Origin of the sequence: Pullulanibacillus sp. KACC 23026, assembly GCF_029094525.1 — a bacterium.
Lineage (GTDB): Bacteria > Bacillota > Bacilli > Bacillales > Sporolactobacillaceae > KACC-23026.
This window is the reverse complement of sequence record NZ_CP119107.1, coordinates 2331301-2348062: the sequence shown is the minus strand read 5'-3', so window position 1 is coordinate 2348062 and position 16762 is coordinate 2331301. Positions and strand designations below refer to the sequence as shown.

The following is a 16762-nucleotide window of genomic DNA, read 5'->3' as shown; positions in this document are numbered from 1 at the left end:
TCATTTTCATCAGGTTTATAATTAATTCCATTTCCTTCATTGTAATAGCTCCTTAATTAAATCTTTCCTAAGTACGTCGTCCAACAAACTTTATTGATTTTCTACTGCAAATCCGCCTTTTATGTTTATAGGTAATTGCATATTCTAATATTTCTTTTTCCAGCTTTTCGCACCTTTCTTAACTGCATAAAAAGCTTCTCTAAAGTAATGGTCATAAGTTGTCATAACTACCAATTCGTCATTACAAAACCATAAACCAATTTTATTAAAAAACGCTTTTGATCACCAATTAATATTTCTTCCTTCTTAAACTAAAGATCACCATTCAGTATATGTTTGATCGTTTATTATTTTCATAGTCATGACTGTTGGATCTGCATTTCCACCTGAACGAGAATCCGTTATAGATGACCATAAGGTCCCTTTTTCAGTTTAGTTTACTTGTTCTTCCACTTTAAAGAAAAGGAAAACGCAACTAATGATCATGACGATCCCTGCGATCCACCACACTTGAGTCATACCGTATTTATCGGAGAAGGCACCTGCTAAAACCGGTGAAACGCCTCCAGCGATCATTCCGATATTCATAACAGGTCCTGTTGCAGTCCCCACCATTTCTTTCGGAACCACTTGGGACGTAATCGACAAAATAACCGGTGTGATTGGGTAACCGAAAAATCCAAGAGCGAATATAAGAATAATGGTCAGCCAAGTTGGAAGTGATAAAGCTAGAAGTGCCATCAAGATACCGCTTACAAATGTAATCCACAAAAGGATGGATTTCTTGCGTGAGAGATTCCCCTTATCGCAAAGGACTCCTAATATATATCCACCTACTGCTCCAGAAATCCCAAGAAAACTGGCGATTGTTCCGCCTTCAGCAGCCCCCATCTGTTTCACGTTGCCTAAGAATGTCGGTGCCCAAAGAAGCAGAATCCACCATCCTGAAAGCAGGACAAGGTAATAGATCGACAGCATCCAAACGGAAGGGTATCTCAAAACTTGCCAGACAGAGACTTTTTCTTCGTTTTTTCTTTCTGTTGCTAATTTTGCAGCACTAGCCAGTTCTTGCTTATCGTGTTTAACCATAATTCCATATAATAAAGCAATGACGAGTCCTAATACGCAAGCCACAAAGAATGAAGCCTGCCATCCCCAAATAGGCGCTAAGTTGGCGCCAAGAAAAGTTCCTATAAATCCACCGATTGGGTAACCTGACCAATAAAGCGACATGATCTTTGTTCGTTGTTGTTGTGATGTCACATTAGCAACTTCCAATGTAGCAGCTGACCAGAATGCGCCTTCTCCTAACCCAGTGATGATCCTATAGATCAGCATAGAAGTTAGTCCAGTGGCTAAGCCGGTCATTCCCGTCGCAAAAGAAAATAACACAAGTCCTGCGATCACAACCGGTTTTCCTGTCCATTTATCCGATAGAAGCCCACCGATAAATAGTAATGCAATGAAGCCATAAAAGAATGAACTTAGAACAAGACCCGATTGCGCTTTGTTTAAACCGAATTGCTTTGCAACCATCCCTACCGTCGATGACATAACCATACGATCTACAGAATACATCATGTAACCCAGCCCGCACAGCAGTGAAACAATCACCATTTTCCTCTTCGTTGCGCCCATCCTTACTCTCCTCCACTCTTTGGTAGCGTTTACGCAAAACCTTTACCAAACGAAACTCACATTGTTCAATTGAATTATATATAATATATGTTTATTCGTATTTCCTTTTTTATTACTCTCATTTTTTAGCTTCAATAAAATGGAAGTTAAGAAAGCGTGCACGCTAGCTCTGTCTTCACTTCCACCCTTTTTGTTTTTCTAACCATAAAAAATCCTCCTTAGAATCTAGTTAATCAGCACTAGACTCTAAAGAGGATGCTTGTAAATCATTTATATTTAACTGTCAAACATAATTGTAGTGCGGATGAAGGGACTTGAACCCCCACGGTATTTCTACCACTAGAACCTGAATCTAGCGCGTCTGCCAATTCCGCCACACCCGCCTATTAGAACTAATATCCATAAAATAATTTACTCTTATTAACAGAAAAAGTCAATTTTAATACTCTAGAAAGAAAATGAGTAACGTTTTAGTTTCTTTCTAAAAAAACAGAAGCAAGAAGACTTCTCACCCTTTTAGTGAGAGGTCCTCTTTTTTAAAATTCATTTCGAGACATGTTCTTCTGCTACTAAATTGTTTTCATTTAACCCGAGAGTCTCAGCTGTAGAAGCGAAGATCTCATGGTAAAGCTCTGGGTTCTCCTCTAAAGAGAGACCATAGGAAGGGATCATTTCTTTTAATTTTGGTTCCCACTCGTTTAAATGCTCTGGGAAACATTTTTTTAGGACCTGAAGCATGACGTGAACGGCTGTAGAAGCACCAGGTGATGCCCCAAGCAGTGCAGCAATCGAGCCATCAGCAGCACTTACTACCTCTGTCCCAAATTGAAGGGTTCCCTTCCCGCCGTCAACCGTATCTTTGATGACTTGTACGCGTTGGCCAGCCACCACTAAATCCCAATCCTCACTTTTAGCATCGGGAATAAAGACACGCAGTTCTTCCATGCGCTGTTCTTTAGATAACATAAGCTGTTGAATCAAGTATTTGGTCAAAGCCATCTCTTTGACACCAGCTGCAAGCAAAGTTAGAAGATTATGCGGTTTGACGGAAGTGATCAAATCAAACATAGACCCCGTTTTCAAAAACTTAGGTGAGAAACCGGCAAACGGTCCAAATAGCAATGATTTTTTGTTATCAATAAATCGTGTGTCCAGATGCGGAACAGACATTGGCGGAGCCCCAACCGACGCTTTGCCATACACTTTGGCATGATGCTGCTCAATGACTTCCGGATTCTTACATACCATAAAGATTCCACTGACCGGGAAGCCACCGATATGCTTGCCTTCAGGAATACCTGATTTTTGAAGAATGTGCAAGCTTCCACCACCAGCACCGATGAAGACAAATTTGGCCGTATGACGTTCGACAGCACCGGTATTAAGATCCTTAACTTTTAATTCCCAGCGTCCATCGCTCGTCCGTTTAATATTCTTGACACTATGATTATAGTTAATCTCTACATCTTTTCTCTCTAAATGATCAAAAAGCATACGTGTTAAAGCACCAAAATTGACATCTGTTCCGGAGTCGATTTTGGTGGCGGCGATCGCCTCATTAAAAGTCCGATTTTTCATCATAAGCGGGATCCATTCCTTGAGCTTTTCTGGATCATCCGAAAATTCCATTCCTTCAAACAAAGGACTCGCTGTTAAAGCTTCAAACCTCTTTTTCAAAAAGGTTACGTTTTCATCTCCGAAAACGTAGCTCATATGAGGTAATGGCCTGATAAACTCTTCTGGATTACTAATCAAGTTGCTATTTACAAGATATGACCAGAACTGTCTAGAAACCTGGAACTGTTCATTGATGTTAATTGCTTTACTGATATCCACAGATCCATCCGGTTTTTCGACGGTATAGTTGAGCTCGCAAAGCGCTGAATGGCCTGTTCCTGCGTTATTCCATTCATTTGAGCTTTCCTCACCTGCTTTTGGAAGCTTCTCAAATACTGAAATTTTCCAATCCGGAACTAATTCCTTTAAAAGTGTCCCCAAAGTCGCACTCATAATTCCGGCACCAATTAAGATTACATCTGTTCTAGTTTGTTCGCTGCTCATGTTTACCATATCCTTATATCGATGATTAGCAGAAAAATGCAGGAGCCTCTGCTTAGGCGTTCAGCAAGCCAAGTCTTTAACCTAACTGCACCCCTATTCTGCCCCAATTATAACCTAAATCATAGTATAGCACTATGCTTAGAAGATTTATAGTTTTATAATTATTATATGATTAATCCCTTACATCATACCTTTTCCAATCATTGGATGTGCAATATATAGTTAAACACCATTAAATGCCAACTATATATTGCCCAATGTCTTAACGCATTTAGCCGCTTAATCTATAGTCAAAAAAGCAAATCTAGCCGGTGAAACCACTCCTCATGCTGTTTGTTGTTTCCATTAAAACTCATCTTCCGGTACATGGATCCATTTTTGCAGGTGCCCTTGCTGATAAAGGGATTTAATCAAGATGATCAAGATCGGTGATAAGAAAATACCGACAACACCGAAAATGGATTCGGAAATAATCATGCTAGAAAGCATAATAAAAGCAGACACTCCGAGGGAATCCCCTGCAATCTTAGGCTCTAAAATATGTCGGGTGACAATAACAATGACGAGTACAACAATTAAACAGACCGCTAACAAGTGATTCCCAACCACAAACGAATAAATAATCCAAGGAACAAACAAAGTTGAAACACCGAGAAGCGGTAAGATATCGAAAATACCGGCCAATACCGATACCGAAATCATATTTTTAACCGGTGTGATGAAAAAGTTTATAAGAATTAATGAGAGGACCACGATTAAGAAGGTTATCGTAATCAGTTTTAATTGAGCTTTTAAATAACCGGCAATGCCGATCAGCACATTATTTCTGAGAAACGCACCCATCTTTTTAAATGTCTTTGGAACTTTATTTTCAAAACTTTTCACATCTAAGCTCAGGAAATAGGCAAGTACAATCCCCAAAATAAAATCAATAACCAACTTTAATTTATGGGAAACGTAGTGAAAAAGTGATAACAGCATATTGGAAAAGAAAGTGGCTGCATTTTTCGCGATATTGGCGAATTCCGACTTGATGGAGTTAATGGTATCCGGAGACAGCCCGTTCACCCGCGTTTCAACCGCTGATAAATTATCAGCAAAGTGATGATTAAAAAGATCAGCGTATTGCGGTATTTTATGTGACAGATGCAGAATTTGATCAACGATAACAAGAACAATAGTGGCGAAAAGGGCTATCAGAATTAAAGCAAATAACCCAATTGATATCAGACTTGAAATAGGCCGGCTTACGCCTCTATTGCTTAAGAAACGGATAAACGGCTTGTTTATGTAATAAATAATGATCCCGAATATGACCGGAGTGGCCAACTTAAATAAAAAGCTGCCAATCCACATAAATAAATAGATGGTAATCGCAAGGACTACTAAATCAAAAACCGTCCTAGCATATCTTTTATAAAAAGTCAGCATCTAGACACCTTTCTTGTCTTTCTATTTTGATTCATTAAACCCTAGAAAAAACTTGATTCAGTTTCTCGTATACCGCTTTACTAAAAACATTATAACCTTGCTTTGTTAAATGAATCCCATCATCGCTTAAAAGTTCAGACAAATCACCGGCTTGTTTGATCGCGGACCTCACGTCAATTTTTGGGATGGCCAATTCCTCCAAAAGTTTAGTTAATTGGCGATTATAATTCCCATGCCAATGCTCAATTCCTCCTACCTTACTGATCCAATGACTAATAGCCGTGCTTGTCCGTTCCGATATTGTTCTGTAATAGCGAACGGGGTCTAATGGAGGCATAGTTGTCATCATCGGCTGAATGCCAGCCTGCTTAAGGCGAAAAATCAATGTGCTCACATTTTCTAAATAGTTTGTTAGTGGAACAATCGCCTGATGATCCCTATCCGGATGCTTGGCGACCTCTTCCCAGCGGAAATCACAATCATTCCCCCCTATTGCAATTATCGCTGCATCTGGCCGCTCTGCCACAACATCTTTTTCCAAGCGTTCCAGCAAAAGATCTGAATTATCGTTAAAAACTCCCTTATTTACTACCAGGACTTCTTCGTTTTGGGCCTCCCCAAAAAAACTTTGTAAAACGGCCGGGTAATTCTCTTTTATAATTCTTAAACGGCCTTTCACAAAAGTAACGCCACGTGTCAAACTGTCCCCAAAACAAATGATTTTCATTAAGGGTCCCACCTATCTGTTCTCAAATTTTTTCTCTTTAACACTCCGTTAATTAATAATAGCACATCAACGACGAACACTTCACATTCGTTATCAGTTAGAAAAACTAAGGCTTATCATCTAGTCCTGGCGAAAGCCTTAGTTTTTCTTATACTATCCTCCATAATCGCGAACGCGAAAGTTTATACTTTCTGATAGTACAAAAAGAGACAGACTCTTGTCTGCCTCGAAAAATTTGACTTTCAATTTAATAATTGATCGAGCTGTGTGGAAATATGCTGCAAGTTATCACCTAGGCTTGAAAGTGTTTTCTTTTCTTTTGATAACTTATTTTCCCAATCCTTTGTACTGAACTCTGGGTCTATCTGTGCGGAATCAATTTTTGCTTGTAATGCCTTTCGACACTTCTCTAAATCCTCTAGTTGTGTGATTAAATTTTGTTTCTTAGTTTGCATTTGATTGGTTTGATCTTCAAGCTGTGTGAGTTGTTGATTCACAAGAAGTAGCTTTAGCGGATTGCTGAGCAGTGATTGAACACTAAGCAGGGACTCTGAAAGCTGATTAACGGATCCTTGTAGACTATCAATGTCTGATTGTAATTGATCCGTCTTGTTCAGTCCATCCGATAGTTGGTTTTGCAGCAGTTCTATTGTCGCTTTAGAGGCAGTATTCGTGATCTGCGCTGTCGTTTTAACCCCTTTATTGACTAGGGTTGTTGTTGTATGGACACTTTTCGTCACAGTAGTGGCCGCCTGTTTCGTAACTGCCTGAATTGGCTTTTTTACAATGGTTGTAACGGTAGAAGGAAGTGGACTTGAAACGATTTTTTTAATGGGTTGAGTCACTGTATCGGTTGTCTTTTTGATTGGATCCGTTGTTTTCTTAATAATATCTGTTGTCTTCTTGACCGGATCTGTTACCTTCTTGACCGGGTCCGTCGCCTTTTTGATCGGATCAATTACCTTCTTAACCGGATCCGTTGCCTTTTTCACCGGGGCGGTCAACCCTTTTGTTCCCCTGTCTTTACTGCCTAAACTATCCGTTATCTTAGATGTATCCTTTGCAATTTTTTTAATCGGATCACTCGCGACATTGCCTAAATCTTTCTTAAGTGTTGAGGTGGTTGGACCTAAAGTCGTTTTGGATGACGGTTGAGAGGTTGCAGTACACTTAAACAATAGGCTATCGAGATCTAAATGTTTTGCAGATTGTTTCATGGCACTGAGTGAACTCTCATTCATAATTCCTTGTAAAAAATTAGGGAGTGAGGGTGGTTGAATGGTTGACTGTCCAGATCCTGTCAGTAATTGAAGACCTTGTGAATCCATTTCGGCTGTGGTCATTTCAGTTGCCGCCATCTTGACGTCTCGCATTTCGATCGCCTGACTTAGATCCTTTGAATCAAGACAAGCCCCTCCAAAAGAAAAGGAGGTCGCAACCACTTTTAAGTCCTTCACGTGAATTGGTTTTTCGGCCTTGGTTTGTATATACATGGAGCCTTTTTCAGTATTAAGCTGTTTAACTAAGGTCATCCCCGTTATCGTGGCTGATTGATAATGAAAAACAACCGCCGGAACCGGATGGGTTGTATCCGTATTCAAAAAAACAATTTCTGGCGGCAGCAGCACACCTTGAATCGCTTGGGCTTCTATGATAAATCGTTCAGAGTCTAACGGCTTCGCAAAAGCAGGAATCGCATCAACACCCACTAGTAAAAGAATTCCAAGGAATAGTTTCATAAAAATAAGCAGCCGTCGCTTACTCTTTTTCATTTTAGGAAACCTTCCTTTGTTTCCTTGGAGCAGGATCAGGATTGGCAGGTGCCTTCCATGCAAAACAGTAGGCTCCTCCTATAATGCCCAGCAATGTTCCAATTAAAAAACCGCCAAGAGCTCCAATTAGTGATAAACAGGCAAAGAAAATGGCTAACACGCCGATGATTGAACTTTGGTCGGGGAAGGTGAATCCAAGTATCCCTAAAAGGACAACCAATCCGCCAAAGACAATGCCTAAAATCGAGAAACTGCCAGGCATTAACGCCACTGGGATCATACTGATGGGAATAAATAAAATGATCAGCCCAGATAAAAACAGGAGAAGGGATCCTTTAAAAGGGCGTTTTTTTATCCAACTTATCTGACTTTCCTGGTACTCATTTGACATGGACTTCCCTCCTATTGGACTTTATGAATAGAAAGCGTCATTCCATTGAGAGTGACCTGGTCTTGGTATAAATAATCGGTAACAAGAGAGGCATGTTGAAGGGTTATTTGGGATGCTGATTGGGTAAACTCTTTTGTCCAATCCGTGGTGTTATGCTCTTGTAGAGCCAGTTGAGAGAACGAGGCATCTCCATTCAATAGGCTCGCATCTTGGATAAGTCCTTTAATTTGTACTGGTTTAGAAGCGGTAATATCCAACTCTATTGTTTGGCCTGTAGGGAGCTTTAGCGTCTTTGAGATCTTCAACCCATAAACGGTTAACTGATCAATCTTGTTCCTGCCTAGTGGTGCAGATGAAGACGTGCCTGTCTCGCCAAGCTTAGGATAGAAAGTGTATCCGCTTCCAACAAGTTTATCAAAGGACACTGTAAAATTCCCGACCCCAGCCATAGGTAAAGCATAAGCCTTCCCCGTTAACCCGAACACACCAACAATTACACCAAGGAATAGAAATCCAGAAATTAAGGCTCCCCAAAATCGTTTCCGGCTGTACCTTTTGACACGTCTCTCTCCGCTTGAAATCGCTTCCAATTTGTCCATAAAAGAACTTACCTCCCTTTTATTTTGGAACGGACAATCTGTTTATTGACAGACCTTTTACAAAGAAGAATGAAAGCTTTGACAGGACCAGTAGCGAAAGGTATTTTTAAGAGTCTTAAATAATAGCGCTTTCCCTCCCTTTTTATAATTTTTCGCAATACTCACTATAATTTATGGGGGGCGTTTTAAAAAATGTTAAAATTTGCACATCTGATCAGTTAAGTGAGTGCGTGAGTCTAACAAATGACAGGCTGTTGGCAAAACAGATGACAGATCTTATAACAGAGTATATGACTCGAAAAGCTGTTTATTTTAGAGGAACTAAACTTCCACTAAAGGATAACGGCAGTCACCCCCTTTTTTACAGACGGATGTCTCCGTTATCTTAGATGATTAACCTGTTAAAAGTGAAAGGGGTTCTCTCGGAAAATGAGAAAACCACCATTCCAAAAGAAACGGTGGTGAAAAATTCTCATATGTTCTTAGAAAGGTAACAGGTCTCTCTTTATACCCGATTAAAGTCGTCCGGATCGGCAAATTGGCGTGCGTTTTGGTTGAGACTTGCGATGTTAGCCATATCCTCTTCGGAAAGTTCAAAATCGAAGACATCTGCATTTTCAATAATACGATGAGGTTTTATTGATTTTGGAATGGTCACGACTTCTGTCTGTAGGTCCCAGCGCAGGATCACTTGTGCCGGGGATTTCCCATACTTCTTCCCAATTTCAATGAGGGTTGGATTATCTAACAGCCCGCCTTGCATTAGTGGTGACCATGCTTCAAGCTGAATCTGGTGTTTTTTGCAGAAGTCATGTAATTCGGCTTGATTAAAACGCGGATGGTATTCCACTTGATTCACCATTGGTACGATTTCACATTGATCGATAAGCTGTTGAAGATAATGCTCCTTGAAATTACTGACGCCGATCGCGCGTACACGTCCATCCTTATAAAGCTTTTCGAGCGCTTTCCAAGAATCGACGAACTTTCCTTGTGCAGGAACAGGCCAATGGATCAGATAAAGATCTAAATAATCGATTCCTAATTTTTCTAGGCTTTCATCAAAAGCAGCCAGTGCTTCGTCATAGCCTTGATTGGAATTCCAAAGCTTCGTTGTTATAAATAGATCTTCTCGTGGAACATTCGCTTCAGCAATCGCTTGTCCAACGCCTGCTTCATTCCCATAGATAGCAGCTGTATCGATACTGCGGTAACCTGCTTCGATGGCGGCTTTCACTGAGTTTACAACCTCTGTTCCATCTTCTACTTTGAAAACCCCTAAGCCAAGCCAAGGCATTTTTACCCCGTTATGTAAGGTTGTCGTACTTTGTAAGTTTTTAATCATAAAATCCCTCCTAAATAATAGCTTTCCCATTAACAGTCCACATAATTTCTCCACTGATGAACAGGTTGCCAATTCAACAGCTTCTTAGCTTTTTCATTGTTTAATAAGGACACAAATCCGGTTAAGTCCTTACGAAAATCCTTTACGTTTGGAAAACATGTTTCCATGAGCTGCTTACTCTCGATAGCCATGCTCGTTTCATCAGCGGCAATGTTAAGAGCAACGGAACCCAGACCCTCTGCTTCAACCGCTAAGCGATAGGCAGATGCCGCATCTCTTGTATCGATATAGCTCCATAAAATCGTTTTTCTTTGTTCAGGATCATGGATAAAGCCAGGAAAATTTGAATACTTTTCAGGCGAGATGACATTACCTAATCGAAAAGCCACCACCTGCATGCCCGTTCTCTGGTGAATCATATCAGCCGTCTTTTCGTTGACTATTTTTGAAAGTCCATAACTGTCCTCAGGAAGCTGTGGATGCGCCTCATCCATTGGCACATATTGCGGCCCCAGATTCTGTTTGGAAAAACAAATTCCATAAGAAGACTCACTAGAAGAGATCACCGCTTTCTTAATCCCTAATCCGGCTGCCGCTTCTAAAATGTTATAGGTTGACATGACATTGTTCTGAAACGTGACCTCGTTTGGATGAGAGTATGCCACTGGAATAGCAGCAAGATGGACAACGGCATCCGCTCCCGCTAATACCCCGTATACTTCACCTAAATTAGTGAGATTCGTGATGACCGTTGGACAAAGCTTCTCTTTTGGATGGTTTAAGTCAGCATTGACCACTTCATAGCCATGCTCCAAAAATTCTTTAATCACATCTCGACCAAGTAACCCGCTACCACCTGTTACCACAACTTTTGTCATCAGAACCCCTCCACACCTAAGTAAACTTATTGATAAAAGCTATACAGAGCAGTCTCCCTTAAAAAATCATAATAGCAAGGGAGCTAATGAAAACCACTTTGTTAAACTTTTAAACTAAGGATAAAGTAGTCCGTTAAAATGTTCAAGTTTTATGAATTTATTAGAAAAACTCGTCTTTCCCTAAAGGACTACTGTTGTGACTTTTAAGAAAGTCACAATAAGAGGAAGTCGCCGAGGCTTAATGGTGAAAGTCGAAATTTTTCTTATACGATCATCCATAATCGCTTTTAGCAAAATTTTATACTTTCTTATAATTTAGAAAGAGGATTGGACAAAACTAAACGAACAGACTTAAATTCCGAACACTAAATGTTTATAAGTACCGAAACAAACGGAAGCGTAGTCAATATACGGAGACTCCTGCGGTAACAGCACGTGTCCGAAGCCCCCGCAAGCAAGCGTTTTCCTTGCTGAGGAGGCCGCCCGCGGAAAGCAATTTATTTTAACTACGCTTCATAAATGACTTAACTTATAAATGAAAAACCGAACCCATCACGTTAAAATCTGTGAATAAGTTCGGTTTTTTCTATTCGTCAACTATTTCTGTCCCAGCCTCTATTCTTATTTTGTCACATCAAACATCGTAATCATGCCTGACATATTTCCATTTTGATCGACGACGTGATCGGTAATATGGCAATGGAAGAGCCATTTCCCAACCTGATCAGCCGTAAAGGCGATGTCATAGGTTGTCCCAGGCGATGTTGATAGAGTGTCCATCGTAATTGGCGCCGGTAAAGGAACACCATCCTGACTAATTTCTTGGAAATGCATTCCATGTAAGTGCATCGGATGTACCATCGAACCAATATTAATGATATGAACAAGGACCTTATCACCTAGTTTTACAGGCATGACGGGTGTTGCCGGGTAGGATAACCCATTAATCGTATAACCAAACTGAGGCGAATCATTGACGACGACCGTATATTCATCTTGATAGCCTGGATGGACTTGTTCCCAGCCTGTCCCCTTTGGTTCAACAATAAAGGAACCAAACAAGCCCATTTGCTCTTGTTTTAACATATCCGTCATGGGATGACTGTGGTACATGTAAGTACCGGGGCTTGCATTCACAGTAAACTTATAAGTCCACGACTCGCCAGGTTTAATATCTGGCTGGCTGATTCCACCGGTCCCATCTTGTTTGAATGGAACATCTAATCCATGCCAATGCACCGTGGTTCCCTCAGGCAAATCATTCTTAACGATAATTTTGACTTTATCCCCTTGATTGACTTTTATTTCCGGACCAGGAACCGTTCCGTTGTATGCCCAAGCCTCCACCTTATCCCCAGGCTTAACTTCCCAATAAACAGGCTTAGCATCTAAATGAAAGACCTTATACCCGTTTTCCATTTTATAAGGGAGTAAGCGAGTGTCATCAGCCTGTTTGACTTCACCGCTCGTCCCTGTGCCTAATGGGGCAATTGTTTCACTTTTCTTCGTTCCCGTTGAGGCGGCGGACGTTTGATCAGCTTTTTTATCCGTGACAATAACTTCCCCATTCATACCCGGATGAAAGGTGCAGTTATAAGTATAGGTTCCATTCTTCTTGAATGTATAAGAAAACGTATCTCCTTGGGACATCGTTTTGGATTGAAAGAGTCCTTGGTTGCTTGTCACATTGTGTGGTGTTGCGTCTTTATTCTTCCAAGTAATCGTTGTTCCTTTTGTCACATAGATCACATTTGGTGTAAAGTTCATATTCTCCATATCAACCTCAACCTTCCCACTATGGATCGTTTTAGGAGCGGGTTGATCTGATTTAGAGGCAGAACTGTCGGACATCTGACAGGCGGTCAAAAGAAGCCCAACGAACACAATCAGTGAAAATCGACTAAATCTCTGCAGTCTTAGGTTCATCGTATCATCAACTTTCATAGGTGTTTAATTTGTATAGGTAAGCTTACTATGAATAGGCTATTATGACTATGATTTCCCCTGTTACAAAAAAAGGAACACTATGAAACGCTCACAAAAAAGTCATAATCATGTGCTACATATAACTAGTCTAATGTTTGCCATTTCTATAATGGAAGGCGATTGGTTCTAGTAAAAAAATGAAACGGCAGAACCGTCCCCATGTTTCGCTTGCCATTTTATTGCAAATGGTATACATTAAGTGATAGATTGATCAAACGGCACAATATATGCTGTGTATTCAATCCAAAACATCTACATATTGGTTTTAAGGTGTCTATTGTATAGATGAAAAGGGAATCTGGTGCAAATCCAGAACTGTCCTCGCAACTGTAAGTGTGACGAAAGAAGCAAATCCACTGTTTTATATGGGAAGGGCTTTTAGTAGGAAGATCACAAGTCAGGAGACCTGCCTTATTACCCGTTACTATCTTCTTCGAGGATTGAGAGGATAATATGAGAGGTTTGAACGATTGCACGCTTCTTCCCTTTTATATTATCCACTCAGGTTATCCTCTGAGTGGTTTTTTATTTAGAAAAGGAGGAAGCAAAATGAACAGGACCCTAAATCTACCGAACTCTCTTAACAAAGAATGGAATGAGGTGCAAATAAGAGAGTTGATTGAAAGAATTGGAGAAGAATTTCCTAAGCTTAATCTTCAGGAATTTACAAATGTCGTGTTACGCGATCTTTCTGAAAAACATTCATTTGAACATGGCACCGTCACTAATCAATTAATATTAAGGTCCTTAGAACGGATTGACATTGACCAGCCTGATTGGACCTTCTTTGCCTCAAGAATCTATCTTGACCATCTGTACCGATCGGCCGCCATTAACAGAGGCTATGATCCTGCCCTTAAATATGGCTCTTTTTATCACTTAATCAGTCAATTATCATCCTTAGGCATTTATAAAAAAGAGTTGATTGAATGCTATTCTCGTGATGAAGTGAACGAATTGGAAACTTTCATCAATCCCGATAAAGATAAATTGTTTAATTATATCGGCTTACGCACATTAGCCGATCGTTATTTAAGCCGGGATTTTGATGGAGCTGTTTTCGAGCTGCCGCAAGAGCGATTTATGATCATCTCCATGACATTGATGATGAAAGAACCTAAGTCCAAGCGGCTTTCTCTAATAAAAGAAGCGTATTGGGCACTTTCCAATTTGTATATGACAGTGGCCACCCCCACTTTTGCAAACGCAGGAAAAAGCACAGGACAGTTAAGCTCATGCTTTATTGATTCCGTTGAAGACAGCTTAGATGGAATCATGATGAACGATATGGACGTCGCCCGTTTATCCAAAAATGGCGGAGGTCTCGGAGTCTACCTCGGGAATATTCGATCGGCAGGCTCAGACATTCAAAACTATAAAGGGATGGCTTCTGGCATCCTCCCATGGATGAAACAATTGAATGATATAGCGGTCAATGTCGATCAGCTTGGCCAGAGACAGGGAGCCATTGCAGTCTATACCGATGTCTGGCACATGGATATTTTAGCCTTCTTAGATGCTAAATTAAACAATGGCGATGAGCGGCAAAGGACCCATGATCTCTTCACAGGTGTTTGCTTGCCTGACCTTTTCATGGAACAGGTGGAGAAACGCGGAGATTGGTATCTGTTTGACCCGCATCAGGTTGAAAAAGTGATGGGATTTAAATTACAGGATTTTTATGACGAAGAACGGGGTCAGGGGTCTTTTAGAACAAGATATTGGGAATGCGTCAATCACCCTGAATTAACGAAAAAACAACTGCCAGCCATTGAAATCATGAAAAAAATCATGATCAGTCAGCTTGAAACCGGCACTCCTTATATGTTTTACAGGGATGAAGTCAATCGCATGAATGCCAACCAGCACTCCGGCATGATCTACTGCAGCAATCTCTGCACAGAAATCACTCAAAACATGAGTCCGACGACAATTTCGGAGGAGTTGGTCACTGAAGAAGGAAAAATTGTGGTGGTGAAAGAGCCTGGTGATTTCGTTGTATGTAATCTAAGCTCCATCAGTCTCGCCCGCGCCGTTAAGGCAAATGTGTTGGAGCGCCTCATTTCTATACAAGTTCGAATGCTTGATAATGTTATAGATATCAACCGATTACCTGTTCTGCAAGCACAACTGACCAATCAAAAATACCGTGCCATTGGGCTAGGGACCTTTGGCTGGGCACACTTACTTGCAATCAAAGGAATCTTATGGGAAAGCGACGAATCCGTTGATTATGCCAACGAGCTCTATGAAGAAATCGCTTATTACACAATTAAATCAAGTATGGAATTGGCTAAGGAAAAAGCCCCTTACCCCGCTTTTCAGCATTCAGACTGGCAGACAGGAGCCTATTTCACCAAACGCGGTTACTGTAACGACAACAGTCGATTTGATTGGGAGGCATTAAAAGCAGAAGTTCGTATCAATGGAATCCGAAACGGCTATTTAATGGCAGTTGCTCCGAATTCAACGACGGCCATTATTGGCGGCAGCTCTTCTGGCATTGATCCAATATTTAACCTCTTCTATTCTGAAGAAAAGAAAAACTATAAAATACCAGTTACAGCACCCGATTTGGATCATCGTACTTATTACTATTATATGAACTCGATCGGTCACCTGATTGACCAAAAATGGAGCATTAAACAAACGGCTGCCCGTCAACAACATATAGATCAAGCCCTATCGTTTAACCTTTACGTGCAAAACACGATAAAAGCGAAAGACCTGCTTGACCTGCATTTATTGGCGTGGAAAAACCATTTGAAAACAACCTACTATACACGCTCGAGTTCTTCAGAAATCGAAAATTGCGAATGGTGCGAAAGCTGATTTTAAAAAGGAGGCTATTATGACTACTTTACTTAAGAAACGACGCCTAATGGACCCGGAAGCTCCGAATCAATCGACTGGAATTGTAAACGGGAAAAGCTCGAATGTCTTAAACTGGGACGATACACGGTTTCCTTGGGCTTATAATCGCTACAAATCCATGCTGGCCAATTTTTGGACACCCTTTGAAATTAATATGCAGAGCGATAGAAAGCAATTTCCCCAACTAACTGCTGAAGAACAGGAATCATTTCTTAAAATCATTGGCTTACTTGCTCTCTTGGATAGCATTCAAACCGACTATGCCGGAAAAGCCGCCGACTACCTCACCGATTCAAGCTTAAGTGCCCTTATGGTGGTTTTGGCCTTTCAAGAAGTCGTCCATAATCAGAGTTACAGTTATGTGTTAAGCAGTTTAGTGGATAAGGCTGAACAGGATCGTGTTTTTGATTTTTGGAAAACCGAACCCACTTTGCGACAGCGTAATGATTTCGTTGTCAGCGGCTATCAAGCTTTTGTTGAACAACCTACCATCGAGCATTTTCTCAAATCCATTGTCTATGATGTGATACTAGAAGGGCTGTTCTTTTATAGCGGGTTTGCCTTCTTCTATCATTTAGCTCGAAATCAGAAAATGGTCTCAACGAGCACTATGATCAATTACATCAACCGCGACGAACAGATTCATGTCGGCCTGTTTGTCAGTATCTTTAAAGAGGTTTTAAAAGAAAATCCAGCCTATGATACAGTAGAGCTTTATCAATTTATAGAGACTACATTTAAAAAAGCAGTAGAACTTGAAATCGAATGGGCGAATACGATAATCGGTTCACACATTAGCGGATTATCCATTCAGGACGTTTCGGATTATATCAAGTTCACTGCCAATACTAGATGTCAACAATTAGGCGCTCAGAAGCTTTATCCAGAGATCACCCATAACCCCATGCGCTGGATAAAAGCTTATGCAGAGGTCGATCTTGGGAAAAGCGACTTTTTCGAACAAAAATCGCGACAATATACGAAGGCCAATCAAATTGATAACGGGTTTGATGAGCTGTAAAAAGAAAAACCGGGTGATCACGCCCGGTTTTTCTTTTCT

General features: G+C 40.7%; 12 protein-coding genes, 1 tRNA gene and 1 riboswitch. Of the genes, 2 read left to right on the top strand and 11 right to left on the bottom strand.

From position 1 onward, the window contains the following. Positions 1-432 precede the first annotated feature (432 nt). From PU629_RS10985 to PU629_RS10935, 11 genes are all read right to left on the bottom strand, one after another. On the bottom strand, positions 433-1638 hold the full coding sequence (locus tag PU629_RS10985) for an MFS transporter (protein WP_275284290.1): 1206 nt from the start codon (positions 1636-1638) through the stop codon (positions 433-435). 299 nt (positions 1639-1937) lie between these two features. Further along, positions 1938-2021: transfer RNA gene (locus PU629_RS10980), tRNA-Leu, on the bottom strand. A 160-nt stretch (positions 2022-2181) separates the two neighbouring features. Then, positions 2182-3699, bottom strand: a complete 1518-nt coding sequence (locus PU629_RS10975; RefSeq protein WP_275284289.1) for a malate:quinone oxidoreductase — start codon at positions 3697-3699, stop codon at positions 2182-2184. 345 nt (positions 3700-4044) lie between these two features. Beyond that, on the bottom strand, positions 4045-5130 hold the full coding sequence (locus PU629_RS10970; RefSeq protein WP_275284288.1) for an AI-2E family transporter: 1086 nt from the start codon (positions 5128-5130) through the stop codon (positions 4045-4047). A 34-nt stretch (positions 5131-5164) separates the two neighbouring features. Continuing rightward, a complete protein-coding gene (locus PU629_RS10965; RefSeq protein ID WP_275284287.1) occupies positions 5165-5857 on the bottom strand; it encodes an SGNH/GDSL hydrolase family protein in 693 nt (230 codons plus the stop codon). A 242-nt stretch (positions 5858-6099) separates the two neighbouring features. Beyond that, a complete protein-coding gene (locus tag PU629_RS10960; protein WP_275284286.1) occupies positions 6100-7629 on the bottom strand; it encodes a hypothetical protein in 1530 nt (509 codons plus the stop codon). Between the two features lies 1 nt (position 7630). Next, positions 7631-8020, bottom strand: a complete 390-nt coding sequence (locus tag PU629_RS10955; protein WP_275284285.1) for a DUF6114 domain-containing protein — start codon at positions 8018-8020, stop codon at positions 7631-7633. Between the two features lie 11 nt (positions 8021-8031). After that, complete coding sequence (locus PU629_RS10950) at positions 8032-8619, bottom strand: DUF6230 family protein (RefSeq protein WP_275284284.1); 588 nt, start codon at positions 8617-8619, stop codon at positions 8032-8034. A gap of 505 nt (positions 8620-9124) precedes the next feature. Next, complete coding sequence (locus PU629_RS10945; RefSeq protein ID WP_275284283.1) at positions 9125-9964, bottom strand: aldo/keto reductase; 840 nt, start codon at positions 9962-9964, stop codon at positions 9125-9127. 29 nt (positions 9965-9993) lie between these two features. Continuing rightward, positions 9994-10842: an NAD-dependent epimerase/dehydratase family protein gene (locus tag PU629_RS10940; RefSeq protein ID WP_275284282.1), complete on the bottom strand. Its 849-nt coding sequence runs from the start codon at positions 10840-10842 to the stop codon at positions 9994-9996. Positions 10843-11463: 621 nt separating this feature from the next. Continuing rightward, positions 11464-12768, bottom strand: coding sequence for a multicopper oxidase domain-containing protein (locus PU629_RS10935; RefSeq protein ID WP_275284281.1), 1305 nt, complete (start codon positions 12766-12768; stop codon positions 11464-11466). 311 nt (positions 12769-13079) lie between these two features. After that, a riboswitch (cobalamin riboswitch) is annotated at positions 13080-13256 on the top strand. A gap of 121 nt (positions 13257-13377) precedes the next feature. Here PU629_RS10935 and PU629_RS10930 point away from each other — a divergent pair. Together PU629_RS10930 and PU629_RS10925 are read left to right on the top strand one after the other, a co-directional pair. Then, complete coding sequence (locus PU629_RS10930) at positions 13378-15660, top strand: ribonucleoside-diphosphate reductase subunit alpha (RefSeq protein ID WP_481900492.1); 2283 nt, start codon at positions 13378-13380, stop codon at positions 15658-15660. Between the two features lie 19 nt (positions 15661-15679). Continuing rightward, positions 15680-16723, top strand: coding sequence for a ribonucleotide-diphosphate reductase subunit beta (locus tag PU629_RS10925; RefSeq protein ID WP_275284279.1), 1044 nt, complete (start codon positions 15680-15682; stop codon positions 16721-16723). The last annotated feature ends 39 nt before the right edge of the window (positions 16724-16762 follow it).

Coding starts and splice junctions, on each gene's coding strand:
- PU629_RS10975 (WP_275284289.1), bottom strand. CDS start 3,699: ATGAGCAGCGAACAAACTAGAACAGATGTAATCTTAATTGGTGCCGGA.
- PU629_RS10955 (WP_275284285.1), bottom strand. CDS start 8,020: ATGTCAAATGAGTACCAGGAAAGTCAGATAAGTTGGATAAAAAAACGC.
- PU629_RS10950 (WP_275284284.1), bottom strand. CDS start 8,619: ATGGACAAATTGGAAGCGATTTCAAGCGGAGAGAGACGTGTCAAAAGG.
- PU629_RS10965 (WP_275284287.1), bottom strand. CDS start 5,857: ATGAAAATCATTTGTTTTGGGGACAGTTTGACACGTGGCGTTACTTTT.
- PU629_RS10985 (WP_275284290.1), bottom strand. CDS start 1,638: ATGGGCGCAACGAAGAGGAAAATGGTGATTGTTTCACTGCTGTGCGGG.
- PU629_RS10935 (WP_275284281.1), bottom strand. CDS start 12,768: ATGAACCTAAGACTGCAGAGATTTAGTCGATTTTCACTGATTGTGTTC.
- PU629_RS10925 (WP_275284279.1), top strand. CDS start 15,680: ATGACTACTTTACTTAAGAAACGACGCCTAATGGACCCGGAAGCTCCG.
- PU629_RS10970 (WP_275284288.1), bottom strand. CDS start 5,130: ATGCTGACTTTTTATAAAAGATATGCTAGGACGGTTTTTGATTTAGTA.
- PU629_RS10940 (WP_275284282.1), bottom strand. CDS start 10,842: ATGACAAAAGTTGTGGTAACAGGTGGTAGCGGGTTACTTGGTCGAGAT.
- PU629_RS10930 (WP_481900492.1), top strand. CDS start 13,378: ATGAACAGGACCCTAAATCTACCGAACTCTCTTAACAAAGAATGGAAT.
- PU629_RS10960 (WP_275284286.1), bottom strand. CDS start 7,629: ATGAAAAAGAGTAAGCGACGGCTGCTTATTTTTATGAAACTATTCCTT.
- PU629_RS10945 (WP_275284283.1), bottom strand. CDS start 9,964: ATGATTAAAAACTTACAAAGTACGACAACCTTACATAACGGGGTAAAA.